At 46.9% G+C, this 25,364-nt stretch carries 23 protein-coding genes; 15 read left to right on the top strand and 8 right to left on the bottom strand.

Translation table 11 applies throughout. From position 1 onward, the window contains the following. The first annotated feature begins 1 nt into the window (after position 1). Positions 2-1,771, top strand: a complete 1,770-nt coding sequence (locus tag DXC51_RS04410) for a class I adenylate-forming enzyme family protein (protein WP_117543869.1) — start codon at positions 2-4, stop codon at positions 1,769-1,771. A gap of 95 nt (positions 1,772-1,866) precedes the next feature. Here DXC51_RS04410 and DXC51_RS04405 read toward each other — a convergent pair whose 3' ends face one another. The 3 genes from DXC51_RS04405 to DXC51_RS04395 form a co-directional block, all read right to left on the bottom strand. Further along, positions 1,867-3,480, bottom strand: a complete 1,614-nt coding sequence (locus tag DXC51_RS04405) for an AAA family ATPase (RefSeq protein ID WP_117543868.1) — start codon at positions 3,478-3,480, stop codon at positions 1,867-1,869. A gap of 314 nt (positions 3,481-3,794) precedes the next feature. Further along, on the bottom strand, positions 3,795-5,303 hold the full coding sequence (locus DXC51_RS04400; protein WP_117543866.1) for a tagaturonate reductase: 1,509 nt from the start codon (positions 5,301-5,303) through the stop codon (positions 3,795-3,797). A gap of 13 nt (positions 5,304-5,316) precedes the next feature. After that, entirely contained in the window at positions 5,317-6,825 is a 1,509-nt protein-coding gene (locus tag DXC51_RS04395) for a UxaA family hydrolase (protein ID WP_117543864.1), read from the bottom strand. Between the two features lie 423 nt (positions 6,826-7,248). On the opposite strand from DXC51_RS04395, the gene uxaC reads away from it, so the two are divergent. Both uxaC and DXC51_RS04385 read left to right on the top strand, forming a co-directional pair. Next, positions 7,249-8,664 (top strand): glucuronate isomerase, encoded by a 1,416-nt coding sequence (gene uxaC, locus DXC51_RS04390; RefSeq protein WP_117543862.1) that lies wholly within the window; start codon positions 7,249-7,251, stop codon positions 8,662-8,664. Positions 8,665-8,891: 227 nt separating this feature from the next. After that, positions 8,892-9,464 (top strand): flavin reductase family protein, encoded by a 573-nt coding sequence (locus DXC51_RS04385; RefSeq protein ID WP_102290281.1) that lies wholly within the window; start codon positions 8,892-8,894, stop codon positions 9,462-9,464. A gap of 240 nt (positions 9,465-9,704) precedes the next feature. On the opposite strand, the gene DXC51_RS04380 is transcribed toward DXC51_RS04385, so the two are convergent. From DXC51_RS04380 to DXC51_RS04360, 4 genes are all read right to left on the bottom strand, one after another. Beyond that, complete coding sequence (locus DXC51_RS04380; protein WP_021636010.1) at positions 9,705-10,700, bottom strand: LacI family DNA-binding transcriptional regulator; 996 nt, start codon at positions 10,698-10,700, stop codon at positions 9,705-9,707. A gap of 162 nt (positions 10,701-10,862) precedes the next feature. Continuing rightward, entirely contained in the window at positions 10,863-11,621 is a 759-nt protein-coding gene (locus tag DXC51_RS04375; RefSeq protein WP_117543860.1) for an ABC transporter permease, read from the bottom strand. Continuing rightward, positions 11,618-12,535 carry an ABC transporter ATP-binding protein gene (locus DXC51_RS04370; RefSeq protein ID WP_117543858.1) on the bottom strand — a complete coding sequence of 306 codons (918 nt, stop codon included), beginning with the start codon at positions 12,533-12,535 and terminating at the stop codon, positions 11,618-11,620. Before DXC51_RS04370 ends, DXC51_RS04375 begins: the two co-directional genes overlap by 4 nt. Before the next feature lie 305 nt (positions 12,536-12,840). Then, a complete protein-coding gene (locus tag DXC51_RS04360; RefSeq protein WP_117543856.1) occupies positions 12,841-13,383 on the bottom strand; it encodes a helix-turn-helix domain-containing protein in 543 nt (180 codons plus the stop codon). 274 nt (positions 13,384-13,657) lie between these two features. Here DXC51_RS04360 and DXC51_RS04355 point away from each other — a divergent pair, with 274 nt between their 5' ends. The 10 genes from DXC51_RS04355 (at position 13,658) to DXC51_RS04310 (ending at position 22,898) form a co-directional block, all read left to right on the top strand. After that, positions 13,658-14,620 (top strand): Gfo/Idh/MocA family protein, encoded by a 963-nt coding sequence (locus DXC51_RS04355; RefSeq protein WP_102289036.1) that lies wholly within the window; start codon positions 13,658-13,660, stop codon positions 14,618-14,620. 187 nt (positions 14,621-14,807) lie between these two features. Then, positions 14,808-16,238: a type I glutamate--ammonia ligase gene (gene glnA, locus DXC51_RS04350; protein WP_021636003.1), complete on the top strand. Its 1,431-nt coding sequence runs from the start codon at positions 14,808-14,810 to the stop codon at positions 16,236-16,238. A gap of 29 nt (positions 16,239-16,267) precedes the next feature. After that, complete coding sequence (gene amrA / locus DXC51_RS04345; RefSeq protein WP_117543854.1) at positions 16,268-17,671, top strand: AmmeMemoRadiSam system protein A; 1,404 nt, start codon at positions 16,268-16,270, stop codon at positions 17,669-17,671. Between the two features lie 49 nt (positions 17,672-17,720). Beyond that, on the top strand, positions 17,721-18,554 hold the full coding sequence (gene amrS / locus DXC51_RS04340) for an AmmeMemoRadiSam system radical SAM enzyme (RefSeq protein WP_117543852.1): 834 nt from the start codon (positions 17,721-17,723) through the stop codon (positions 18,552-18,554). Positions 18,555-18,703: 149 nt separating this feature from the next. After that, positions 18,704-19,351: a TetR/AcrR family transcriptional regulator gene (locus tag DXC51_RS04335; protein ID WP_117543850.1), complete on the top strand. Its 648-nt coding sequence runs from the start codon at positions 18,704-18,706 to the stop codon at positions 19,349-19,351. Positions 19,352-19,458: 107 nt separating this feature from the next. After that, entirely contained in the window at positions 19,459-20,310 is an 852-nt protein-coding gene (locus DXC51_RS04330) for an ABC transporter ATP-binding protein (RefSeq protein WP_117543848.1), read from the top strand. After that, the gene (locus DXC51_RS04325) at positions 20,307-20,993 is read left to right on the top strand and encodes a fluoroquinolone export ABC transporter permease subunit (RefSeq protein WP_117543846.1); all 687 of its coding nucleotides are present in this window, start codon (positions 20,307-20,309) and stop codon (positions 20,991-20,993) included. The genes DXC51_RS04330 and DXC51_RS04325 overlap by 4 nt, the downstream gene beginning before the upstream one ends. Continuing rightward, positions 20,990-21,679, top strand: coding sequence for an Rv2686c family ABC transporter permease subunit (locus tag DXC51_RS04320; protein ID WP_117543844.1), 690 nt, complete (start codon positions 20,990-20,992; stop codon positions 21,677-21,679). Before DXC51_RS04325 ends, DXC51_RS04320 begins: the two co-directional genes overlap by 4 nt. Before the next feature lie 47 nt (positions 21,680-21,726). Continuing rightward, complete coding sequence (locus tag DXC51_RS30520; RefSeq protein ID WP_117544022.1) at positions 21,727-21,888, top strand: TfoX/Sxy family DNA transformation protein; 162 nt, start codon at positions 21,727-21,729, stop codon at positions 21,886-21,888. Positions 21,889-22,019: 131 nt separating this feature from the next. Further along, a complete protein-coding gene (locus DXC51_RS04310) occupies positions 22,020-22,898 on the top strand; it encodes a CAP domain-containing protein (RefSeq protein ID WP_243003121.1) in 879 nt (292 codons plus the stop codon). 110 nt (positions 22,899-23,008) lie between these two features. Here DXC51_RS04310 and DXC51_RS04305 read toward each other — a convergent pair whose 3' ends face one another. Continuing rightward, a complete protein-coding gene (locus tag DXC51_RS04305) occupies positions 23,009-23,515 on the bottom strand; it encodes a hypothetical protein (RefSeq protein ID WP_117543842.1) in 507 nt (168 codons plus the stop codon). A gap of 241 nt (positions 23,516-23,756) precedes the next feature. Here DXC51_RS04305 and DXC51_RS04300 point away from each other — a divergent pair, with 241 nt between their 5' ends. Both DXC51_RS04300 and DXC51_RS04295 read left to right on the top strand, forming a co-directional pair. Further along, positions 23,757-24,470, top strand: a complete 714-nt coding sequence (locus tag DXC51_RS04300; RefSeq protein ID WP_025489669.1) for a LytR/AlgR family response regulator transcription factor — start codon at positions 23,757-23,759, stop codon at positions 24,468-24,470. Next, on the top strand, positions 24,467-25,336 hold the full coding sequence (locus tag DXC51_RS04295) for a Spo0B domain-containing protein (RefSeq protein ID WP_021635992.1): 870 nt from the start codon (positions 24,467-24,469) through the stop codon (positions 25,334-25,336). Before DXC51_RS04300 ends, DXC51_RS04295 begins: the two co-directional genes overlap by 4 nt. The last annotated feature ends 28 nt before the right edge of the window (positions 25,337-25,364 follow it).

Genomic DNA, 25,364 nt, shown 5'->3' with positions numbered 1-25,364 from the left:
TATGAGAGAAACTTATAAGACAGGTTTACCATCTGTTGATAAGCCATGGCTGAAAAATTTCGATAAGGAAGAGTTGGAAATGGAATTGCCTGAATGTAGCGTTTACTCCTACATTTTTGAAAATAATAAGAAGTATCCGAATGATATCGGAATTTCATACTTTGGTCGTAATATTACGTATAATAGTCTTTTCGATAATGTGGAGTGCACAGCAAAGGCGCTCAGGCAATTTGGTGTAAGCGCAGGACAAAATATTATGCTATGTGTATCAGGAACTCCGGAGGTACTGTACCTGATATTGGCTTGCAGCAAAATAGGAGCCTGTGCAGACATAATAAATCCCTTGTTTGACAAACAGCAGTTGATAGACAGGATTAATGAAGCTGAAGCTGATATTTTATTTGTATTGGACGGAATGTATTCTTTTATCAAGGATGTGCTGCCCTGTATTTCGTTGAAAAATGTAGTATTAATTCCGGCTGCACAATCATTGCCCAAACACATTAAGCTGGCGGATTATCTTGTCAGAAAAGTGAAGGGATTCCACCCCCCGAAAGGGCAAAATTTTTTGAAATGGGAGGAGTTTATAAAAAAAGGGGATAGATTTAAGGAAAAAACAGAAGAACTCTATGTTCCATTAAGGCCTCTTATTATCGTATATTCTTCTGGGACAACCGGGGCGTCGAAGGGAATCGTGCTTACGAATGATGGGATAAATGCAACGATAGCACAATACAGGCTGCTGAATTTCGGACTTGGGGAAGATAGAAGGAGAAGCTTTTTAAGTATAGTGCCAATATGGTTTTCTACAGGTATCATATTTTGTATTCTGGTACCTTTGTACTATGGAATTACAGTTATTCTGGAACCGGTTTTCAATGCCGGAACTTTTACAAAGGATATATGCAGGTATCAACCAAATTACGTATTAGGGGCAACCAGCTTATGGCTTGCGGCTATAGAAGATACACATTTACAAAGGAAGGATCTATCCTTTTTAGTATGTCCTATTACCGGTGGGGAAGCGGTAACTGAACAGGAAGAAAAGAAAATAAATGAGTTTCTGAATCGCCATCATTGTCCTGGAATAATGGAAAAGGGATGGGGAATGTGTGAATTAGGCAGTACGATAACGGCAACTAATGGAGGAGAAAGTATATATGGAAGTTCAGGATATCCTTTGCCCAAAGTAATTGTCAGTGCTTTTGACGTAGATACAGATCAGGAATTATCCTATGGCAATATGGGAGAGCTGCGCGTATGTTCACCTAGCAGAATGAAAGAATATTATAAAAATAAAAAAGAGACAGAAGCTTTTTTTAAAATTGACTCAAATGGAACGGAATGGGCTTGTACAGGTGATATTGGGTATTTGGATGAAAGCGGCCAGGTTTTTGTGCTGGGAAGAAAAAACGATTTCTTTATTGCACCGAATGGAGCCAGAATTTTTTTGTTTGAAATTAAGAATATTATATTACAGGACGCAGGAGTTAAAATGTGTGAGGTCATAGGAATTGATAACGATGATGAGGTAATTCCTGTCGCTCATGTTGTCTTAAATAATCCACATGAGGATTTCAATGAAATTATTAATCGGATACATAATCAATGCAGAAAAAAACTTGATCAGTATGCCGTTCCGTGCGGATATAAAATCAGAGATAAATTTGAAATAAAGCTCAGTGGCAAAAGAGATATTGAGAGTTTAAAAAAGGAAAGGGAGGGCTTTGTTATCCCGGTGGATGGAGTTGTAATGGAAATAAATTTTTAAAATAGTTCAGTGACTAAGAGTACAAATTGGAATAAACTAAGAGTGGCATAGGAGAGGAGTTAACCTATGCCGCTTCTCAGTTTGAAATGAATATACTATAAAACCTCGACCTTACATTTGTGCTTCTTATTTGTTCTGTTATAGGAGATACCTACAGCCAGAATTCTGCCGGAATACTTTGACATTTCACCAATTTTTCCCTGAAAACGCATTGCATACTTTTTATCTTTTATCTGTTGGATTGCAGCATCCGGTGTATTATCAACCTTAAGCTCTAAAATGATACAATCAGCATTTTTGTCCGTTTCTGGATAAAAGATAAAATCGACATATCCAATGCCGGCCTTTTCTTCCCGTTCAATCCGATAATTATCACGTGCAGATAAATATACAAGGTTTACAATAGCCGTCAGCTCTGTTTCATGGTGGTAGGTTAGTAAGGGAGTCTCCGTATCATGTGCTAAATCCAGTATTTTTTCCATAGTTTCTGTATCACCGGCAATTGTCGCCTGAAGCATACGATCTGATTCATTTGCCAAACGGTAAACATAACCTAAAGATGGTTCCTGCTTCAGCATATCTGAAAATTTATCCATCAGTTCTTTATTGGGAATGGATACAGTTCCGTTTTGGTAACTCAGGAATCCGTAGACCACCATAGCTGAAAATATTTCTTCTTTGGTTTTCAAGTCAGTTGAAGTCGCAGTATATTCTGAGATTTTTGCCGGAACTGCCATACCCGAAACCATTAAGGTAAGATCATCACGTACAGCCCTTATATTATTTTCAATATAAAAATAAATTTCATCATATGGCCCTGAACTGGTCCAGTAATTTGAAAGTTCATTAAATCTAAGCGCCTGTACGATAGAACGTGGATTATAAACCTGCTCTCCGGATGCCGTGTGATAACCATTGTACCATTGCTGCAGCCCTGTGCGTGTAACACGCATATCTTTGCAAGTATTCTGATATCGCAAATACAAATCATCCACTTCAGCCTGAGTAAAACCGAAATAGTCACTAAATGCCGGAGATTTCGCCATAGTAAATTCTGTAAACATATTTAGTTCAGAACCGCTTGAATATTTTGCAATAGGAAGTATTCCTGTCATATATACAAGCAATACATAAGGACGATCCTTTAACAGACTTCTTAAGAATGACAAATATGCCATTTTTTCGTTTTCTGTGATAAAAGGCTGATGGAAAATAAAATCCCATTCATCCAATACAAAAATAAAACGTATGGAACAATCATCTGTATAGATATCAGTAAGTGCATCTACAGCAGACTGCTCCTGTGCCAGTTTGGCATCAGGAAACTCTTTTTGAAGATCCTTAATTAGTCGTTCCTCAATCCGGGCGATATATTGTTCATAAGACGTACACTGCCTGGAAATATCATTAAAGGAAATATGAATTACATTGTATTTATTTCGGTATATTTGGTAATCCGCATCCTGACTTATTTTCAGACAATCAAATACATCTGCTGCATCTTGAGCTTTTGAAAAAAAAGAGGCAATCATATTAGCCATAACCGTTTTCCCAAAACGCCGTGGACGTGTGATACAAATGTAATTTGTTCCTTCATCAACCAATGGGAATAATTGTTCCAGTATCAGTGTCTTATCAACAAAATAGGGTTTTTTAGTTTCATTTTTATATAATGTATATGCAGTGCTGCTATTCAGATAAATTCCCACGTTTTTCCTCCGAATTTATTAATAAGTATGTTTTGTTCAGCTCCCGGTATTTATTCCCATGACTGTATAAGCCTCGACAAATATGGCTTAACTGTAAGAGCCTTTATATTGATTTTAATCCACGAGGGCAACGGACAAAAACTAACATATTTTATTATAGCAGAAAGGAAGGTAAAAATGTACTGCTATGAAAAATTTTTGCCTGAACTGCAGAGGTATTTGTACTGGCTTGTGATAGCAAAAAGCTGTGCAGAAACGGAAGAGTGCTCAGCGTTTCTGCACAGCTAAATGAATTTAACCTGTACTATAGTGAATTATTTATTCAGGCAATCCTGCATCAGCGCATACGCGCCTTTTTCCCGGATCGTCCTTAAATCCTTGCAGACAGCCTCCTCGAGGCCGGGCAGCGTGGTCAGATCCATTCCCCAGAAGCCGGTCTGAGTGCACACTGCATGGACAAGCTCTTCGGGACTGTCATTTTTATGGGCGTCGTAGAATTCCAGTATGGATCTGTCGTCGCTGATCTGATATTTGCTTCCCTCAGGGCGGGTAGCGGTAAGACCGCTTTCCGTCAGTTCCTTTCCATTGTAGAAAGCAATATAGAAAGCCAGGGATGCGGTAAGGCAGGCAGGAAGCGTTCCTGTTTTCTCAATATATCCCTTCAGGGAAGGCAGGACTCTCGCTTTCCATTTGGAAGTTGAGTTCAGGGAAATGGAAAGGAGGGCGTGGTCAATGTAAGGATTTTTGAAACGTTCCGTTACAGATGCGGCGAAGTCCTCCAGTTCCTCTTTTGGCAGTGTGAGCGTGGGAATAATCTCCTGATAGATGGCCTGGTTCATAAAGCCCTGAATCACTGTATCCTCCATGCAGTCGCGGACAATATCCTGTCCTGACAGATAAGCGCCGAGAACCATGGAAGTATGCGCGCCGTTCAGGATGCGTACCTTACGCTGTTTGTAGGGTTTATGATCGTCGGTTACAAGGATGGGGAGGCCTGCCTTTTCAATGGGAAGCTCATCCTTGATGGACTGAGGTCCTTCGATTACCCAAAAGCCGAATACCTCTCCGGTATCCATGGCATTGTCTTCATAACCGTTTTCCTCTTTCAGTGCGGAGGCTTCGGCACGGGGGAAGCCGGTGACAATACGGTCTACCAGTGTGGAGCAGAATACATTTTCACTCTGGAGCCAATGGATGAAATCCTCACCCAGGTTCCACTGGGAAGCGTATTTCAGGACGCATTTTTCCAGCTCCTTTCCGTTGTCATCGATCAGCTCGCAGGCAAGAATAATAAAGCCTTTTCCCGGTTCATTGCCAAAGGTAAGGAATCTTTGGTACAGAAACTGGGTCAGCTTTCCGGGATAGCTTGATGCGGGGCGGTCTTCAAAACGGCAGGCGGGATCATAAGTGATTCCTGCTTCCGTAGTGTTGCAGGAAATAAAACGCAGCTCCGGATTTTTGGCACAGTCCATGACTGCATCGAAATCAGTGTAGGAATTCAGGCAGCGGCTTACGCAGGAAATAATCCTTTTTTTATTCACCTTTTCCCCGTTTTCACAACCGCGCAGATACAGGGTGTAAAGGCCGTCCTGCTCATTGAGGGCGTTTTTCAGATCGAAAGCGCCGGGAATGGGGGCGATGGGCTGTACCAGAACCACCTTGGAATTAAAATCTGCCTTTTCATTCATATTATCAATAAAATAATCCACGAAGGCTCTCATAAAATTGCCTTCACCGAACTGAATCACACGTTCGGGCGCTTCCTTCAGAAGATAACCGTCATAACCGGCCTCCTGCAATGTCTGATAAGATAATTTGTCCATATTATTTTTCCTCCTATAAAGTAACGCCTTGTTTGAAAATAGCCATATCGTGGAAGCCGGCGGCTTCTGATTTTACCTGTTCTCCGTTCGCTACACGGATGACGTACTGAAACAGCTTTTCTCCCAGCTCCGCAATGGAACCGCCGTTTACGAGAGTACCGCAGTCAAAATCGATCCAGTTCTTTTTCTTTTCCCCAAGCTGGGAATTGCTGGAGATTTTTACCGTAGGTACAGGGGAAGCAAAGGGAGTGCCCCTGCCTGTGGTAAAGAGTACGATCTGAGCTCCGGAGGCCGCAAGGGCGGTGGAGGCTACCAGATCATTCCCCGGTGCGCTTAGGAGGTTCAGGCCTTTCTTTTGTACCGTTTCGCCGTAGCCAAGAACGCCGCGTACCGGAGCGGAACCGGATTTCTGGGTACAGCCCAGGGATTTGTCCTCAAGTGTGGAGATGCCACCTTTTTTGTTGCCGGGAGAGGGGTTCTCATAGATGGTCTGGTTGTGGTTTTTAAAATAATTCTTAAAATCATTAATGAGATCCACTGTCTGCGCAAAAAGCTGTTCGTTTTCACAACGGTTCATGAGCAGCGTTTCTGCACCGAACATTTCGGGAACCTCGGTGAGGATAGTGGTGCCTCCCAGGGATATCAGCAAATCGGAAAAAGCGCCTACCGCAGGATTGGCGGTAATTCCTGAAAGTCCGTCCGAACCTCCGCATTTCATGCCGATGACCAGCTCGCTTAGGGGAATCGGCTCCCGTCTGGCTTTTCCCGCATAGGCGGCAAGCTGCTTAATCAGTGCAAGGCCGTCGGCAATTTCATCCTCGCATTCCTGGGCAACCAGGAATTTAACCCGGTTTTCATTGTAAGGGCCTATGTATTTTTTCAGCTCTTCTATATTGCTGTTTTCACAGCCGAGGCCTAAAACGAGAACTCCTCCCGCGTTGGGATGGTTCACCAGATCTGCCAGGATGCGGCGGGTGTTTTCCTGATCCCCGCCCATCTGTGAGCAGCCGTAGGGATGGGGGAAAGCGGCAATGGCATCCAGATTATCCTGTAAGAAGCCCTGCGCCCGATCTGCAATGGCGGTGGCCACATTGTTGACGCAGCCTACGGTGGGAATAATCCAGATTTCATTACGCACACCGGCACGGCCGTCTTCGCGGCGGTATCCATAAAAAACTTCGTATTCGGAATCATGAATGCATTTGTCCTGTCCGTTTCCCATATTGGAATCTGCTCCGGGCTGATAAGTATAGGTAAGGACATCGCCCAATCCGGTTTTCAGGTTGTGGGTGTGCACCCAGCTTCCCTGTGCGATTCCCGTAATGGCAGTTCCAATGGGGGCGCCGTACTTAATGACCGCTTCGCCCGCCGATATGGGAAGAAGCGCAAATTTATGCCCCTGGGGGATGTCCTCCTTCAGGGTGAACTGCAGGTCATCCAGCCTGATGACGGTTCCGTTCGAAAGCGGCTGCAGCGCCACGGCCACACTGTCCTTGGGATGAATGCGGATAAATGTCTGCATACTGATATGTACTCCTCCTGAATTAATAATTTGTAAGAGCTTACATTTAAAGTACACCTCTTTTTACAGCCAGTCAACCCGTTTTTCATAAAAAAGCCAATCCTCACCAAAACTTTATACATTCTGCCTTATTTGTTAGAAATAATTCATGAGAAAAACAGTGAAAAGAAATTGATTTTACAGCTGTCCGGCAGGATAGCCCAACTGCTGCGCCGTCTGCGTGAACAAGTAGCAGCGGGCAGGCAGCCAGTTGTGCAGCGTTTTTAAATGGGCGGAAGCCAGCAGTTGGGAAGTGATGGAACAGTGGCTTGATTTTTATAGAAAAACAGGATATAATGAAAGAAAAAATGTAAGCATTTACATAACCGGGCGGGAACCAAAAATATCCCGTGCCTGTATGCAGACAGGAGCAAAGGAGCAATTATGAAACCTTTTATGGACAAAGACTTTTTATTAAGTACGGATACCGCACGTACCCTTTTTCATGAAATCGCGGAAAAAATGCCGGTATTGGATTATCACTGCCATATCAATCCGCAGGAAATTGCGGAGGACAGGAAATTTGAAAATATCACGCAGGTATGGCTGGGCGGCGATCATTACAAATGGCGTCAGATGCGTTCCAATGGTGTGGAGGAATACTATATTACAGGAAACGTGCCCGACAGGGAAAAATTCCAGAAATGGGCGGAGACGCTGGAGAAGGCAATCGGCAATCCTCTGTATCACTGGAGCCATCTGGAGCTGCAGCGCTTTTTCGGCTATTATGGCGTTTTAAACGGGGATACGGCACAGGAGGTATGGGATCTTTGCAATGCAAAGCTTCAGGAGGACAGCATGAGCGTCCGCAACCTTATCAGGCAGTCTGCCGTAACACTGATTTGTACCACGGATGATCCGGCGGATGATTTGAAGTGGCATAAGGCCATTACTGAAGACAGCAGCTTTGAGGTGCAGGTCCTTCCCGCCTGGCGTCCGGATAAGGCCATGAATATTGAAAAGCCTGATTATGCCGATTACCTGGACAGACTGGGAAAGGCCGCGGGCATTGAAATCGCATCCTTTGCGGATCTGAAGGCGGCTCTCCGGAAGCGCATGGATTATTTTGACAGCCTTGGCTGCCGGGCAAGTGATCACGCGCTGGAATATGTGATGTATGTCCCGGAAACGGAAGAAACGGTGGAGGCGGTTTTTGCAAAACGGCTTGCCGGAGAAAGGGTGACGAGACAGGAGGAGCTTGGCTTCAAAACTGCGTTTATGACCTTTGTTGCAGCGGAATATGCGCAGAGAGGCTGGGCGATGCAGCTTCATTACGGTTGCAAAAGGGATAATAATACATCCATGTACCAGCTACTTGGACCGGATACGGGATATGACTGCATCAATAATTACGCGCCCTCCAGCCAGATGGCAGATTTCCTGAATGCGCTCAATATGGCGTCCAGCCTTCCTAAAACCATTATTTACAGCCTGAATCCCAACGACGATGAAGCGATCGGCAGTATCCTTGGCTGTTTCCAGAATTCCGATGCCATCGGCAAGATCCAGCAGGGTTCCGCCTGGTGGTTTAACGATAACAAAACGGGGATGCAGAAGCAAATGACCTCGCTTGCCAACCTTGGGCTGCTGGGTAACTTTATCGGTATGCTGACCGATTCCAGAAGCTTTCTGTCCTACCCCAGACATGAATATTTCCGCAGAATCCTCTGCGATCTTATCGGCGGCTGGGTAGAAAATGGAGAATATCCTTATGATAAAAAGGCGCTGACAAAGATGATTAAGGGAATATCCTATAATAATGCAGTGAATTACTTTGGATTCAAGTTGGAAGAAAAGTAGTATTGCAAGCACTGTCCTGTCATGCAGCCATTTTAAATGGTTGCATGACGAAACCGTTCAGGTATCTGAGCTGTTTCGGATGAAAAGAAGGATAAAGCGGAATCTGTAACGGAATTTCCGGAAACAGCTTGACTGTTCCCCGATTTGGATTTAAAATGAGATAGGAACGTATGTTTGGGGCCGAGCGAAAGGCCCTGTTGATCGGGGAACGCAAGGGGGATATGCATATGGCAAAGGTTTCCGTACCTGTTTCTAATGAATTCTGTCCGCAGTGCCTGTATTTGTACGGCACCTATAAGGAAAATGGAGAACCGAATTACGGTGTTTTCTGCTGGGCTACCTACTGCTGGGATGAAGGGCTTAAATTTGTTGCCTGTATTGGGGAAAACAAGCTGACCCGCGACAGAATACGCGCGACAGGCATTTTTTCCGCATCCGTAGTGAATGAAGCGCTGCTGCCTGCAGCTGATTACTGCGGCAACCATCCGGGTTATGATTTTGATAAGTCAAAGGAAATTCCGTCTGTAAAGGGAGCGGTGCTTGATGTACCCGTTCCGGTAAGCAGCCCGTGGACGTTTGAACTGGAAGTGGACAAGACACTTCGCCTGGATGAAAGAAATGAAAGCGAGATCTATATCTGCAAAATCAGAAATGTCCTGACTGAGGAAGGGCTTACCGATGGGCGGAGCTTTGAAGAACGCCTGAAAGAAGCCGCGCCGGTAATTGCCCTGTCCACGAAGTATTTTCCTGTAAAGCCGGAGGCTTTAGGCGATTGGGGACAGTGGAAAGATAAGCATTAATGGATATGGAACGAAGAACCAGAAAAATGGAATTTAGAGCGGACGGTGTTGGTAAAGGCTGCATTTAAGCTGGCTCTTGAAAAAGCGATCTCTGAGATATGCAGGGATCGCTTTTTTGAAAGTGTTCAACGTCGTGACGTCAGGCTTCCTGAAATATTTTAACGTCTATGGATACAAACATATTTATACCATGAGATAAACGTTAGATTCGGTATGTGCTTTCATTTATAGATAAGGTTTCTAATTTGTCGTTTCCCGATGAATCAGGTCAGCAGAAAACATAGTCCGGGCAGGGATATCCTTGCCGTCCAGCACCTGCATCAGCAAAGATACGGCAGTGGTGCACATAAATTCCACGCGGTTGTCAACCGTGGTGATTTCAGGGGTGCTGCAGGTGGAAAGAAGAGAGTTGTTATAGCCGGTCACCTGAAATTCTGCGGGAATCTTTTTTCCCTGAGATAACGCGTATTTTACCGCGCCCACGGCCAGCTCATCATCGGCTGTTATGCATGCATCAAAGGTAAGATCTTTTTCCAGCCCTGCAAGGAATGTCATAGTATCATGGACAGGCGCCGGGCAGGAAAATGCGCGTCCTTTTCCGTCCGATATGCCGTTCTTTTCACAGGCCTCCTGAAATCCGGCCAGTTTCCTTTTCCCGCTGTAGCTCAGGCTGCGGTAGAGATAGACAGGGGAACGGGAACCGCGCTTAATCAATGTGTCTGTCATTTCACTCACTGCCAGACTGTCATCACAGAGCACGGAATGAATGTTATCGCCTGCCAGATAACCGTTCAGAATAAAAACTGGCACCTTGCCGGCGGCCTCAAAGAGATAAGCATTATTTTTTTCAGTATCCTCCACGAAATTGGAGCCGACAAAAAACAGGGCATCCACATTGCGTGACAGCAGAAGCTGAAGATATTTTTTCTTCTCTTCCAGCTGATAGCCGGTACAGCAGAGCATGGAAGCATAGGAATGATAGCGAAGCTCCCGTTCCAGATAATAAATAGCGGAAGCCAGGTATACATCGGAGGAATCCGCGCAGAGAATCCCTACGGTATGCATGGAATTCAGCCCCAGGCTGCGCGCAAAGGCGTTTGGCGTGTAGCTGTTTTGTTCCATGACCTTCAGAACCTTTTCCCTGGTGGCGGGGCTTACCTTGTCGCTGCCGTTTAAAACCCGGGAAACCGTTGCGATGGACACACCGGCCTGCTTGGAAATATCATAAATATTCATATCAAATCCATTCCTTTTTTATTTTGCTCTTTGTCCGGCGAAGGCCGGTAGCTGTTTATGATGTAAGCGCATACATTTCTGATTGATGTTATTATACAGTATATATACAAACTACGCAATTGCATAAAATCAATGTACTTATTGTATGGAGACTGCATCCATTTATAATTGTTTCCTGTTAAAGAGCCAGATTGCAGTCAGCAATCCTGAGATGGATATGCCAATGGAAATCAATGCAGGTATCAGAAAATCCGATACGGCAGCCATGCCGGAAATTAAATCCACATTTTTCGTAGTCAGGATAAACGGATTGAAGCCGGCAAGAGGTTTGATAATGCCAAGTAAAGAGATAAGGGCGGCAATACCGCCTGTAAAAAGTATGCTTGTAAAGGTTTGTTTAAAAATGACACAGCCAACCATAAGAATACTTAAATAAAGAAAACCGGCTATCCAAAGGGCAAATGCTGCAAATGCAACAGAAGGCAGATTTGTATTATCCCATAAGTAAGCTGTATAACCGTAAGCCGCACCATAACTGACCCAATAGCAAAGGGTCATAAGAATGGCTGCGACAGTAAATTTTGCGAGGATGACAGCCTTACGTGACAGCCCTTTCGTTACCATTAAAATTAAAGTCCCTTTGGAGTATTCAGTTGACAGACAGCTTCCATATAAAATAATAAATGCACTGAAACCAACACCGGAGATATTTTTGTAAAATTGTTTCCACGCATCCAATGCAACGGGTTCTGAATTCATTTCCATATCCGCAGCTAAAGCTGATAAAATCTCGGGTGTGAATTTTGCAAGAAATGCACTTGCTATGCCAAAAGTCAGGAAAACCGCAAACAAGATAAAAAAACGATAATTTTTTATGTTTTCCATAAATTCTTTTTTCACAAAAGCAATATATCCGTTCATTTTGTCACCTCCAAAAACAGACTTTCAAGAGACGGTTCCATAATTTCCATTTTGACAGGACAAAGCCCCGTTTCGGCAAAGACCAGGAAAAGTGAGTGCTGTACCTTTTCCATATTCCGGCTGTGAATAATGATTTCCCTGTTGGTTCCCTCTGAATTGGGAAGGAGAGGTTTTACAGCTTCCTGTTCCCTGAAAATCCGCAGCTCATTATCAGTTGAAAATTCCAAAAGCAGACTGTCATGATCGTGCAAAGACTTAATTTCTGCAAGGGTGCCGCAGACAGCAATTTTCCCGTCATTCAAAAAAGCAGCATGGTCACAAATACGTTCCACATCGGAAAGAATATGGGTGGAAAACAAGACTGTTGTTGTACTGCTGATTTTGCGGAGAATATCTAATATTTCTTTTCTCCCTGCCGGATCAAGCGCACTGGTCGGTTCGTCACAAATCAGAAGCCGGGGCTTTGTCAGCAAGGCCTGTGCAATTCCAAGACGCTGCTTCATGCCGCGGGAAAAACCGCCGATTTGTTTCGTTACGCCGTCTAAACCAACAAGGGTAAGCAGCTCCTGTCCCTGCTGCGTAATCTCAGTTTTTGATAAACCAATCACTTTCCCGCAAAGGGTAAGGTAGTTTATCGGCGTCATATAATTATAGAACTCCGGGACATCAGGCAAATATCCGATATATTGATTTGTCTTTGTCTGCCCAAAACGAACCGGTTCGTTACAGACAAAGATACTGCCGCTGTCAGGCTGCAGTAAGCCAAGTACCATTTTCATAGTTGTTGTCTTCCCGGCACCGTTTTTGCCAATAAAACCGAAAACACTTCCCTCCGGCACAGACATGCTGAGGCCGTCTATGATTTTTTGCTTTCCAAAACTTTTTGACAGATTTTGTATGGTTAGTACATTCATTCATTTTCCCCCTTCCCGAACATAAAATAGAAGATTGGCCCAAAAAGCAATAAGACTGTGGCAATGATCACAGGGTTTTATTGCCAAAATGATAATGCGGATGCCGTAAAATATGAGCCACAGCAGCTGCTGCAAGTGCTGAATCCACAATCAGAACAGGAATAAGCAAAGGCAGAATCCTAAGTAAAGTGTCCAAAATTTAACCTCCTGTAGTTGGTGAATGGTATAATAGTATCATAATGCTAATATTATCATATTGATAATAAAAGATCAATAGAAACCGCCCTGATTTGAGAGCGGCAGTTTTAGTTATCCAATTTTTCAGCCGGAGATATGATTACGCCAATTGTCCGTAATTTACGCTCTGCATTTGGTTCATTATTTTTTACTGCACTGATAGTTTTAGAAATTTCCGTTACAAGGGCTGTCAGTTCTTCATCCGATAAATAGAGAGGGGAAAGAGAAAAGCCGGTCATATCCTCCTTAATATTTATATTGGGGGACTGGCAGTACTGTTGAAATTGTCTGGCAAAGCCCATGATATACTGCATAAAATATTGCATATAAAGTTCGCCGGAGTTTTCTTCCAATATTTTTTCCATATTGGAATTGATATTCTGTGCAAGGGCATAGGTTCTTTCTACGGTGCCGCGCACCTGAGTTTCTTCAACTACCTTCAAAATTCCGTCATGCAGCATCCTCTTCAAATGGCGGTATAGGGTAGCAGGTGGGATATCGGTATATTTATCGGACAGGTGTTTCGCGTTTGCCTGTCCCTGAGAATATATTTCAAGCAGTAATTTACATTTTACCGGATTGGTTATGCATTCCATAAGTTTATCTGTCATAATTAATTCTCCTGTTTAAATATATGAAAATATTATCACTTTGATAGTAAAGAGTCAATCTGCAGCTGCGGTAAACAAAAAATATATGGATGAAAGGCAGTATTCGCTTCCTGCTGTTACGGACTGTATCCGCGGTCCCTGCCTGGAACGCGGCGCCGAAAAAACAGGTTGCTTTTCCCTGAAAATGCAGTTATCCTGAAAGTAAGCTATTATTATCAGATAGGAAAAATAGAAGACCGTTTGTACAGGATAAAAGGACAGAGGAGGTATTGTTATGACTAATTTCAGATTTGCAGTAATGGGGGCAGGAAATATTGCAAACAAATTCTGCGATGCGGTGAACCGTATCGCAGACTGCGAGGTGGCGGCGGTTGCGAGTAAATCCATGGAACGGGCGCAGGCCTTCGCACGTAAAAACGGCCTGAAGGCGGCTTATGACAGCTATGAAAAAATGCTGATAGAAGAGAAGCCGGATTGCGTATATATTGCAGTGACCACGGATGCCCATTATGCCCTGACTATGCTCTGCCTGGAACACAAAGTCCCGGTATTGTGTGAAAAAGCAATGTTTGTAAACAGCGCCCAGGCAGAAACAGTATTTGAAAAAGCAAGACAGGAAAAAGTATTTGTCATGGAAGCCATGTGGAGCCGTTTCCTTCCTGCAATAAAGATGGCAAAACAGTGGATGGATGAAGGAAAAATCGGAACGCCGTCTTTCATAGATACGGCTATCGGTTTTCTCGCTCCTGTAGATAAGGATAACCGCTATTACAGTCCCAAACTGGGTGGTGGAGCCGCGTTTGACATAACCGTATATGCTTATGAACTTACCACTTACATGGCGGGCCGTTCCATCGAAAACATGCAGGTATCCGCAGTATGGAGCGACACAGGAGTGGATTTGTCTGATCAGGTAACAATTTGCTACCCTGGTTTGATGGCGTCTCTGCGCACAAGCTTTGCAGCAGCGCTCCACGAGAGAATGGCAATCTATGGAAGTGAAGGGAAAATAGTCATTCCCCATCCCCATTTTGCCGAGGAGGCTTTCCTTTATAATAAAGACAATGAACTTGTCATGCATTTCCAGGATACTGTGACGGAGAATGGCTTCCTTTATGAAATTGAAGAAGCCGTAAACTGCATCAGGGACGGGCGTATTGAAAGCCCGGTGGTGCCTCACAGCCTTACTCTGGACTGTGCAAGGCTGTTTGACAGGATAAACAGTACCAGGCCGTAAAAAATATTCATAGCTGTAAAATATTATACAGAACTCAGAGAGAAAGTCCCGGTTTTCCGCCGGGGCTTTTTGTGTTAAAATAAGGTTGAACGGCAGCAGTCAGGAAAGGGGTGCAGACGTATCCGTCCATCCTGCTGCCCATATACATAAAAATGCGGCTTGAGTTCGCAGAAAGCGGGGATTTTTTATGGGGAAGAGTGAAAAAGTGCTGCAGCTGTGCAGAGAAAACAGCATTCGTATGATTGATTTTAAAATGGTGGATTTGGATGGCCGATGGCGGCATATTACCATACCGTTGGAGCGCTTTGGAGACAGTATTTTTACACAGGGGATAGGGTTCGACGGTTCCAATTATGGCTATGCGCCCATCGAAAAAAGCGATATGGTTTTTATTCCCGATCCGGACAGCGCGGTGATCGATCCCTTTGCGGAAATCCCCACACTTTCCATGACAGGGGATGTGTGTGTCATAGGAACGGATGAAAACAAGCCCTTCGATCAGTATCCGAGAAACGTGGCGCTGCGGGCCGCAGAGTATATGAAACAGTCCGGCGCGGCGGATTCTATTGCGATCGGGCCGGAGTTTGAATTTTATCTTTTTGATACCGTAAACTATCAGGTATCTCCCAGAGGCGCTTCCTATGCGGTGGATACCAGGCAGGCCGAATGGAATACCGGACTTGCGGATACCGGCAACCTGGGATATGAGGTGAAGCATAAGGGCGGCTATCACATCGCCGCGCCCCAGGATATTTCCTATAATCTGAGAAGCAAAATGTGTATGCTCATGGAGGATTGGGGAATCCGTGTAAAATACCACCATCACGAGGTGGGAGGCCCCGGCCAGCTGGAAATCGAAGTGGAGCTGGGAGAAATGGTGGACATGGCTGATAAAACCATGATTACAAAATATATCGTAAAAAATGCGGCTGCCGCAGAAGGCCGGACCGCAACTTTCATGCCCAAGCCTGTTTATCAGGAGGCGGGCAGCGGAATGCATGTGCACATGCTGCTGTTTAAGGATGGCAAACCGGTCTTTTATGATAAAGACGGCTATTCTTCCTTAAGCCGTGAGGCCCATTATTTTATCGGGGGCCTGCTGAAGCATGCGCCCTCCCTGTGTGCATGGACGAATCCATCCACCAATTCCTATAAGCGCCTGGTACCCGGCTTTGAAGCTCCGGTTACCATCGGCTATGCCACCTCCAACAGAAGCGCGGTTATCCGTATTCCGGCATATGCGAAAACGCCGGAGCTGAAAAGATTCGAATTAAGAAGCCCGGATGCCACCGCCAATCCCTACTATGCATACGCCGCCATTCTGATGGCAGGGCTGGACGGGATGGAGAAGCAGATCGATCCGCAGGCCAATGGCTGGGGGCCTTATGACTATAATCTTTATGAGCTGTCCCCCGAGCAGCAGGCCCGTATCCGGTCACTTCCCAAGTCACTGGACGAGGCGCTGGATGCGCTGGAGCAGGATCATGATTATCTGACAAAAAATGGGGTCTTCCCGGAACGGCTGATTCAGATCTGGCTGGAAAGAAAGCGGAAGGAAAGCAGGGCAATCAGCCAGATCCCCCATCCGGCGGAATTTGGCGCTTATTATGATTTATAGTGAAACACTGCAGGATTGGAGATGATCATATGGCAGTGACAGCCGGATTTATGCTACCTCACCCTCCTTTGATTGTTCCGGCAATCGGAAAAGGTGAAGAACAGGCGATAACAGACACGCAGGAGGCATACCGGAGGGCGGCGGAGGAAATTGCAGCCCTCCGTCCGGAAACGATTGTGGTGCTGTCGCCGCATACGGTGATGTATGCGGATTATTTTCATGTGGCCTCTGGACATTGGGCGTCGGGAGATTTCGGACAGTTCCGGGCGGGGCAGGTTAAGCTGGAGGCGGAGTATGACACGGAATTTGTCCGGCAGCTCTGCAGCCTTGCCGACAGGGAAAGTTTCCCGCTGGGAACGCTGGGAGAACGGGACAGACAGCTGGATCACGGCGTCATGGTGCCGCTGTATTTTGTGAACCAATATTATGACGGCTACCGGCTTGTCCGCGTGGGGCTTTCCGGCCTGTCCCTTGCCGAACATTACCGGGCCGGGCTGCTGATACAAAAGACAGCGGAGCAGCTGGGCAGAAGGACCGTAATTATCGCCAGCGGGGATCTGTCCCACCGCCTGAAGGAGGACGGCCCTTACGGATACAAAGAGGAAGGGCCGGCTTATGATAAGCGGATTATGGAAACCATGGGCAGGGCTTCTTTTGGAGAACTCCTGGAGTATCCGGAGAGTTTTTGTGAAAAAGCAGGTGAGTGCGGACACCGTTCTTTTACCATCATGGCAGGCTGCCTGGATCGCAGGGCTGTGGAGGCGCGCAGGCTTTCCTATGAAGGCCCCTTCGGTGTGGGTTATGGAATCTGCACCTATACGGTAACGGGAACGGATGAAGCCCGGGCCTTCCTGAAACGGTATGAAGAAAAGCAGCGTAGGAAAGCGGTGGAAGATAAGGGCAGGGAGGATATCTATGTGCGGCTGGCAAGGAAATCCCTGGAAACCTATATCAGAACCGGCAAAAGCCTGACGCTTTCCAGGGCGGAGGAAGAACTTCCATCCGAAATGCTTGCTCGCAGGGCCGGCGTATTTGTTTCCCTTCATAAAGACGGCATGCTGCGGGGCTGCATCGGAACCATTGCGCCGGTTACCGGCTGTGTGGCGGAGGAGATTCTCAGGAATGCGGTAAGCGCAGGAACACAGGACCCAAGATTCCAGCCGGTGAAGGAGGAAGAACTGGAACGGCTGGTTTACAGTGTGGACGTGCTGGGAGAGCCTGAGGCGATCACTTCCAAAGAAGAGCTGGACGTGAAGAAATATGGCGTAATTGTTACAAAGGGGAGAAAACGCGGGCTGCTGCTGCCCGATCTTGACGGCGTGGACAGCGTGGAAGAGCAGATTGCCATCGCCCGGAGAAAAGCAGGCATCCGGGAAGAGGATGAAGTGAGCCTGGAACGTTTTGAAGTGATCAGACACGGTGAAAAGGGGTAGTACCAGCCAAAAGCAGAAAAGAGCTGCGCATGGCGGAAAGGAGCATTGAATGGCAGAAAGGCAGATACGCTGTCCGATATGCATGCATCACTGTCTGCTTCAGCCGGGGCAGATCGGGCGGTGCCGGGCAAGAAAAAATGAAAACGGGAAAAGCCGTCCGGTAAACTATGGAAGACTGACCGCCCTTGCGCTGGATCCCATTGAAAAGAAGCCGCTCGCCATGTTTGCACCGGGAAGCAGGATTTTATCGGCAGGCAGCTTCGGCTGTAATCTAAGCTGTCCCTTCTGCCAGAATTATGAGATATCCATGTGCGAGGAGGAACCTGAAACGGTTTATGTTTCCCCCGAAAGGCTGGCGGAAAAAGCCCTGGAGCTTCAAAGGCAGGGAAATATCGGCGTGGCCTATACCTATAACGAACCGTTGGTGGGCTATGAATATGTGCGTGATACGGCGGCGCTGGTGCGCAGGGCGGGAATGAAAAATGTTATTGTGACCAACGGCAGCGTGACGGAAGAGGTACTGGAGGAAATCCTTCCATTTACGGATGCCATGAATATTGATTTAAAGGGCATTACGGACGCCTTTTACCGAAGCCTGGGCGGAGATTTGGAGACTGTGAAGCGGTTTATAAAAAGGGCGGCCCCGGCCTGCCATGTGGAGCTTACCACCCTGATTGTCCCCGGTGAAAATGATTCGGAGGGGCAGATGGAGCAGCTGGCGGCCTGGGTAGCAGGTGTTGACGATAAAATACCGTTACATGTGACCCGTTTTTTCCCCAGATGGAAAATGACGGATCGGCCATCCACAAAAGTGGAGACTGTCTGCCGGCTGGCGGATGTCGCAGGCAGGCACCTGAAGCATGTGTTCACAGGTAACTGCTGAACTGGCCTGGAAAACAGCAGGATTGGCATAAATTACCATAAATAACTGCCTTGGAAAAACATTTGACAGTTCAGAAAAATAAAACTATAATGACTAAAACAAACAAAATAGTCAAAAAATAAAAAAGCCGGTGAAAAGAGGTGCTGCCATTGCCAAAGTCATACTCGGATCAGGAAAAAGAATATATCATCAGGCGTTTGAAGGATGAGGCAATGAACTGTATGTCCGTTTATGGCATCCGCCGTACCACGGTGGATGAGCTGGTGCGCCGGGTAAGGATACCGAAAGGGACTTTCTATTTGTTTTATGATTCCAAGGAACAGCTGCTATTTGAAGCTTTGATGGAATTTCATGAAAAAATAGAAACACAGCTTCTGCAGCGTGTGGAGCGTATGTCCGGCAGAGAGCCGGAGGTGGAGGCAATAACGGATTTGCTGATGGATTTTTTCAGACAGGCGGATGAGGCTCCGGTGATCCGTCTGATGAACTCCGGTGAACTGGAAATTCTGGCAAGAAAGCTGCCCCAGGATGAACTGGCCGCCCATTTTTCGGAGGATGCCGGAATGGCGGAGACTGTCATTGCCAGACTTTTCCCTGGCATGGAGGGCGAGGCGGAGAAGGCTGCGGAACAGTTCGGAGATGCATTCCGGACAGTTTTTGCTGCAATGATTTATGGGCATGAGGGAGGAATGACCGGAAATACGGATTCACTCAGACTTTTGCTCAGGGGCCTTGTGCTGCAACTGTTTGAGTTATATGACAGCAGAAAAACAAACAGGGATGCTGAATTAAAATAAATATAGCCAATGTGTCCGCTGCCGGCACAAAACAGGCGGCGGACATTATTTTATATTTTATTTGACTGTTAATAACATTATGGTCAAATAGTAAAAGGAGGAGTGTTATGATAGAAGTAAAGGATCTCACATTCAGCTATGACGAAAAGCCTTTTATTGAAAAAATGAATTTTTCGGTGAAGAGCGGAGAAATTTTTGGCTTCTTGGGTCCCTCGGGCGCAGGAAAGACCACTGTCCAGAAGATTATGACTGGATTGATAACGAATTATCAGGGAAGCGTCCGGGTGAATGGAACGGAGTGCAGGAACCGGACGCAGGCATTTTATGAAGATATCGGCGTAGATTTTGAATTCCCGGCCTTGTATGAGAAGCTGACGGCGCGTCAGAATCTGGAGTATTTTGCCTCGTTGTACGGCAGGGTGTGCAGGCCGCCGCAGGAAAGCCTGGAAAAAGCGGGACTGGGAAAGGATGGTGATAAGCGGGTATCCGGTTTTTCCAAAGGTATGCGCTCCCGCCTTGCCTTTTTGCGGGCGCTGCAACATGATCCGTGCCTTCTTTTTCTTGATGAGCCTACAAGCGGGTTGGATCCGTCCAACAGCCGTGTGATGAAGGATATGATTCTGGAAGAGAAGGAGAAAGGAAAAACAATTATACTCACGACCCACAATATGCATGATGCCGCAGAGCTCTGCGACAGGGTTGCTTTTATAGTAAATGGCAGGGTATGTGCGCTGGATACGCCCCATAACCTGATAATGGGCAGGGGGGCAGCCAGGCTTTCCTATACCTGGAAACGGCAGGACGGCGGGGAAAGGCGGGGAGAATGCCTTTTATCCAATACCTCGCAGGATGTAAGACTGAACAGGCTGATGGCAGAAAACCGGCTCACCTCCCTGCACAGCAGTGAGCCGGATCTGAACGATATTTTTCTGGAGATTACAGGGAGGGCGCTGGTATGAGAATTCTTCGGCTGACGGCCGGTGATATCCGGTTTCAGATTACCTATGGCTTTTGGTTTTTATATGCAGCCCTTACACTTATTTATCTGCTGCTTTTATCGGCATTGCCGGTTACGTGGCGGAGCGTGGCAGCAGCGGTGCTGATTTTTTCCGATCCGGCGGCAATGGGCCTTTTCTTTATGGGTGCGTGCATTTTGTTGGAGAAAAGCCAGAGAGTGCTTCAGGTTCTGGCGCTCTCCCCGGTGCGGATTTGGGAATATATGGCGGCAAAGGCAGTATCCTTTGCCCTGATTTCACTGGTCGTCGCGGCAGTGTTGGGCTGTTTTGCAGGCTTTGGACCGCGGCGGCTGGCCTGGGCGCTTGTGGGAACGCTGTATGGCTCCCTGCTGTTTTCATTGCTGGGAATGGCCGCAGCCTCGGGCATAAGCAGTCTGAACCAATATCTGCTTGTGACGGTCCCCATAGAGATGATATGCTTCGTCCCTCCGGCGCTGTGCCTTCTGGGAGTTAAAGGCCCGGTTGAATTTTTCCCTACGGTGGCCTGCCTGAAAATGCTACTGGGAACTGAGACTGTATGGTATGAGCTTTTGCCGGTTTCGGTGTTCACTTTGCTTTTATTGGCGGGATTTGCATGGCTGCGGATGAATAAAATGTGGTGCTGTCTTGGAGGGGCGAAGCTATGAAGGCACAGAAAAAGGCTTTTTTACAAATGCTGTCTGTTATTGGAAAGGACGGTATGCTTCTAATGGCATGTCTGCTTCCCGTAGTGTGCGGTATCCTGTTTCGGTTGGGCATCCCTGGAGTGGAAGCACTGCTTTGTACATATTTTCAAAAGAAGGAGCTTCTTAGCCCTTTTTACGGACTGACGGATGTGTTCTATTCTATGCTTGCCCCGGCCATGTTCTGCTTTGCCGCCGCAATGGTGGTGCTGGAAGAAAGGGATGAGGGCATGGCCTCCTATCTGTGTATTACGCCGCTTGGCAGGAATGGCTACCTGATTTCCCGGCTGGGCGTTCCGGCGGTTCTGGCGGCTGCGGCCTCAGGCGCTTTGCTGGTTCCTTTTTCCCTGCAAAGGCTGCAGGGGCCGGCTGTGGGAATCCTGGCGGTTAATGGCGGCGCTTATGGCCTGCTGTATGCTTTATTGATCCTGCGTTTTTCATCAAACAGGCTGGAAGGGATGGCGGCTGCGAAACTGTCCTCGCTGTTAATGCTGCCGGCTGCCGGCGCATTTTTCATCCATGACGGAATGAAGTACCTGCTTTGGATTTTCCCTTCCTACTGGGCCGGCCTTTCCGTGAGTGAGCAGCAACCGGCGCTGGGGCTTGCAGGGATTGTATGTGCGGCAATATGGGGGCTGCTGTTGTTATAGCCCATAGCCCGCATATTCTCTGACGCGAAGCCTGTTTTCGGCCGCAAATTAAAACGCAGGTCTGGCTGAAGATTCAAAGTATAGACACTTCGGCGTGTATCCACAGACTTTCGGCGCTGGAGGGCGCAATTAAAGGTGTCCGGAAAACGGAGCTTGCGCTGGAGATAAAAAGCGGCCTGAAGGATTTTTATCAGGAGCACAGGCTGTAATGCCAGCAGCCCGGACAGTGCCAAAAGCTGCTGTTTCCATAACTTTCCACGATCACAATGCTGTTTTTTGTATTATTATGTGTTTGTAACATATTTGTAACAAATTCGTAATAATTGTAAAGGAGACAGCAATGAGAAAATTAACATTACTTACAGCAGGCGCAGTTACGGTATCTGTTCTGGGAATGGCGGCGGGGATTACTCCCGGCTCGGCATTAACCGCACATGCAGCTGGAAACAGCCGTGGAATACAGAACGCTGCCTATAAAAATATGATAGTTATTCAGGGCAGCAGCGCGGAGGATATCAAGGATAAGCTGAACGGCCTGGGAAATTCCTTTGGCTCTATCCAGTGGGGCGACTGCCCGGTAATCATTCCTCCCTGTGATACGTTTCCGGGAACGCCCGGCGGCGATCAGAATACAGGAAAGCCGGACGGCAGCCAGCCTGATACGGGAAAGCCCGATAACGGCACGCCGGATCAGAATAAGCCGGGAACCGATCAGCCGGACCAGGGCAAACCGGATCAGAAGCCGGATCAAAAGCCGGATCAGAACGAACCGGGCCAGGACAATCCCGACCAGGAAAAACCGGGCGGAGATACGGGAAATGATGGAACGCAGGATAATGAAACCCAGCTTTCCTTTGCTGCCCAGGTGGCAAGGCTGGTAAATGAGGAACGTGCAAAAGCAGGCCTGTCCCCGCTGCAGGTTGATCAGAACGTACAGGCGGCCGCACAGGTAAGGGCGGTTGAAATCAAGACGTCCTTTTCCCATACCAGACCGGACGGAAGAGATTTCAGTACGGCGTTGAAGGAGCAGGGCGTCAGCTACAGAGGCTCCGGCGAAAATATTGCCTGGGGACAGAAATCCCCGGAACAGGTTATGGAAGGCTGGATGAACAGCGCAGGACACCGTGCCAATATCCTGAATGAAAAGTTCACTTCTATCGGCGTGGGCTATGTGCAGATTGGCGGCGTGAATTACTGGACACAGCTTTTTACCTATTAAAATAACGATTCTGCAATGAAACAAAAAGAAGGATCAGCCCCAGAGAAATCTGAGGCTGATTTTTTCTTTGGAATTCTGCGGACAGAACCTGCGCCAGAACCGGGGGCATATTACAGGATTGGCCTCCTTCGGCAGCTTCCTTCATCGCTGAGGGGAAGCTCCTCATACCCCGGCCGTCCAAAGGTATGTCCCGGAGCGGCAGGAGAGCCGCAGGAAGGGGAACGGTAGGAAAAATAGGAATGAAGGAAACAGAGAATTCCGCCCAGGAGCAGTACGAGAAAGAAAAAACAAACGGCTATGCCGATGGCAAATACTATACCTGTGGAAACCGGACTCAGGAAAGTAAGAAATGCGGCGAGCGTCAGACAGGTGCCTCCCGTAACCGCCAGATTGCCGCAGCAGTAGTAGGCCTCCCTCAGCCGGGCTTCATTTTTGGCCGCAAGAGATCCTGCCAGTATTGCCGCCAGTATGATGCAGGCGAACGCGATGAGCACGATAAAGAAAAGGGACGGGTTTGCCAGCGTCAGTATCCCGTTTGCAAAGAGCGTAAAAATAGTGAACGCCAGCAGCATACCGACGACAATGGTGATAATGCAGAATTTGGTAGCATTTTTCATAGGTATCCTCCTTTCTTCGGAAAAAATTTGGGGAAAGTTATACTCCCATACCTTAAGATATGCCGGGAAACAAAAGGTGTGGCTTTTACAGGCAAAATAGAATGGTATCTGTGAAAAAAATATGTTATGATTTAAATGTGTAGTAACTTAAAGCCGCACTTGCCGCAGAGCCTTTGCCCGGAATGTATAGCGGCCGGTTTGTGTGAGCTGTGAACAGACAAATAAGCACATGGAGATTCTCATGATAAAAATAACAGTATGTGATGACGATCCGGATGTACTTGAAACTATTGTGGGTCTGATAAAGAAAAATTATGGAAACTCAGTGAGTATATCCGTCTGCAGTCAGGTGCAGCGTCTGTTGGAAGAATGGCAGGCCTCCGGGGACAACAGGGCGGATATTGTTATTATGGATATCGTCTTTGAGCAGAATAACGGCATTACTGCGGCTAAGACGCTGCAGCAGCTGACCCGGAATGTAAAGATCATATTCATATCGGGTTACCTGGAATATGCGGCTGATATTTTTGAGGCCGATCCCTTTTACTTCCTGGCAAAGCCCATAAAAGAGAAAAAGCTTACAGATGCAATAGACAAGGCTTTGGAGAAAATAAAAGAGGAAGACAGGAGCTGCCTCCTGCTTCAGTCCCGTGGAGAAATTGTTAAAATTAAGATAGATGATATATGGTATGTGGAGAGCAGCCGCAGGAATCTGACAATTTATGAAGCAGGCGAAAGCAGCCGCGTTCTCATGAAGCTGAGTGACATGGAGAAGCTGCTGCCGGAATATTTTCTGAGATGCCATCAGAGCTATCTGGTCAACATGGACCGAATCAGGAAATTTACGCTGGATGGAATCGTATTGATTGACGGCAGGGTGATACCTGTAAGCAGAGCCAGATATACGGAAACGAAGGACAAGTTTCTTAAGAACCTGGGAGAAAGGCTGATATGATAGAGATTTATGGCTGTTTTCTGACCCTGATCATAGGATTTATTACCTGTTTCCTTTTTTATCAGATTCTGATACCGAGAAGGGGAAGAAGGCTGACGGCCTGGATCGTGGGGGCAGCGGGCATGTCTGTCTGCAGCCTGCTTCTAAAGCCGCTGGTGCAAAGCCTGCCCCTGTGGATTTATACGGCAGTTATGATGTTCATTATGGCGGTTTTTTTGTTCCTGTTGTACCGGATAAAAATAAAGGAGGCGCTTTTGTGGTCCGTTTTAAGCTGCGGCATCCAGGCTGTAACCGAGCTTATGGCGGTGGGGCTGCTGTTTTGTATCCGCAGGGTGAATTATGAGGCGTTATATGTCCTGAATGAGCTGCATGTAACCGCAACGCTGTTTGCATGTATCATTGAAATGTTTTTTATCATGCTTGTTCTGGTTATCTGGAAATTCCGGGTGCAGGGAAAGCGCAGGAAAAATATCCTTCTGCTTATAACGATTCCGGTATACCAGCTGGCGCTTCTTGGCTGTATGTTTTACATGTGCAGCGATTTTTCCCGGGAGGTTCTGGGCGCGGGAATGCTGATTGTCCTGTTCAGCCTGCTGCTGGACTGGCTTACGGCAGGATTGATCGACGGACAGAACCTGAGGGCGGAAATGGAAGAACAGGTGAACCGCCTGAATGAAGAACGGAGAAAAGAACTGGAATACTGTGCTCAGAACAGCCGTTATCTGGAAGAGGTGCGACTCATGAGGCATGATTTCTCCAACCAGCTGCAGCTGGTGGACGCGCTTTATGCGCAGGGCGGTAAGGAAGAACAGATCCGGGAACTGATGGATGAACTGAAGAAACGGGTAAATGGAGCGGAAAAGTAGAAAATCGGCTCCTTTTTGCTTTCAGGGA

This window comes from Eisenbergiella massiliensis, assembly GCF_003435485.1.
The sequence above is the reverse complement of the archived record's forward strand: the minus strand, read 5'-3'. Positions and strand labels throughout refer to the sequence as shown.

Excerpts from the sequence above, each read along its gene's own strand:
- glnA (WP_021636003.1), top strand. The coding sequence starts at position 14,808 with ATGGGGAAGAGTGAAAAAGTGCTGCAGCTGTGCAGAGAAAACAGCATT.
- DXC51_RS04320 (WP_117543844.1), top strand. The coding sequence starts at position 20,990 with ATGAAGGCACAGAAAAAGGCTTTTTTACAAATGCTGTCTGTTATTGGA.
- DXC51_RS04375 (WP_117543860.1), bottom strand. The coding sequence starts at position 11,621 with ATGAACGGATATATTGCTTTTGTGAAAAAAGAATTTATGGAAAACATA.
- DXC51_RS04410 (WP_117543869.1), top strand. The coding sequence starts at position 2 with ATGAGAGAAACTTATAAGACAGGTTTACCATCTGTTGATAAGCCATGG.
- DXC51_RS04305 (WP_117543842.1), bottom strand. The coding sequence starts at position 23,515 with ATGAAAAATGCTACCAAATTCTGCATTATCACCATTGTCGTCGGTATG.
- DXC51_RS04330 (WP_117543848.1), top strand. The coding sequence starts at position 19,459 with ATGATAGAAGTAAAGGATCTCACATTCAGCTATGACGAAAAGCCTTTT.
- amrA (WP_117543854.1), top strand. The coding sequence starts at position 16,268 with ATGGCAGTGACAGCCGGATTTATGCTACCTCACCCTCCTTTGATTGTT.
- DXC51_RS04310 (WP_243003121.1), top strand. The coding sequence starts at position 22,020 with ATGAGAAAATTAACATTACTTACAGCAGGCGCAGTTACGGTATCTGTT.
- DXC51_RS04300 (WP_025489669.1), top strand. The coding sequence starts at position 23,757 with ATGATAAAAATAACAGTATGTGATGACGATCCGGATGTACTTGAAACT.
- amrS (WP_117543852.1), top strand. The coding sequence starts at position 17,721 with ATGGCAGAAAGGCAGATACGCTGTCCGATATGCATGCATCACTGTCTG.
- DXC51_RS04400 (WP_117543866.1), bottom strand. The coding sequence starts at position 5,303 with ATGGACAAATTATCTTATCAGACATTGCAGGAGGCCGGTTATGACGGT.
- DXC51_RS04395 (WP_117543864.1), bottom strand. The coding sequence starts at position 6,825 with ATGCAGACATTTATCCGCATTCATCCCAAGGACAGTGTGGCCGTGGCG.
- DXC51_RS04355 (WP_102289036.1), top strand. The coding sequence starts at position 13,658 with ATGACTAATTTCAGATTTGCAGTAATGGGGGCAGGAAATATTGCAAAC.
- DXC51_RS04380 (WP_021636010.1), bottom strand. The coding sequence starts at position 10,700 with ATGAATATTTATGATATTTCCAAGCAGGCCGGTGTGTCCATCGCAACG.
- DXC51_RS04370 (WP_117543858.1), bottom strand. The coding sequence starts at position 12,535 with ATGAATGTACTAACCATACAAAATCTGTCAAAAAGTTTTGGAAAGCAA.
- DXC51_RS04360 (WP_117543856.1), bottom strand. The coding sequence starts at position 13,383 with ATGACAGATAAACTTATGGAATGCATAACCAATCCGGTAAAATGTAAA.
- DXC51_RS04295 (WP_021635992.1), top strand. The coding sequence starts at position 24,467 with ATGATAGAGATTTATGGCTGTTTTCTGACCCTGATCATAGGATTTATT.
- uxaC (WP_117543862.1), top strand. The coding sequence starts at position 7,249 with ATGAAACCTTTTATGGACAAAGACTTTTTATTAAGTACGGATACCGCA.
- DXC51_RS04385 (WP_102290281.1), top strand. The coding sequence starts at position 8,892 with ATGGCAAAGGTTTCCGTACCTGTTTCTAATGAATTCTGTCCGCAGTGC.
- DXC51_RS04325 (WP_117543846.1), top strand. The coding sequence starts at position 20,307 with ATGAGAATTCTTCGGCTGACGGCCGGTGATATCCGGTTTCAGATTACC.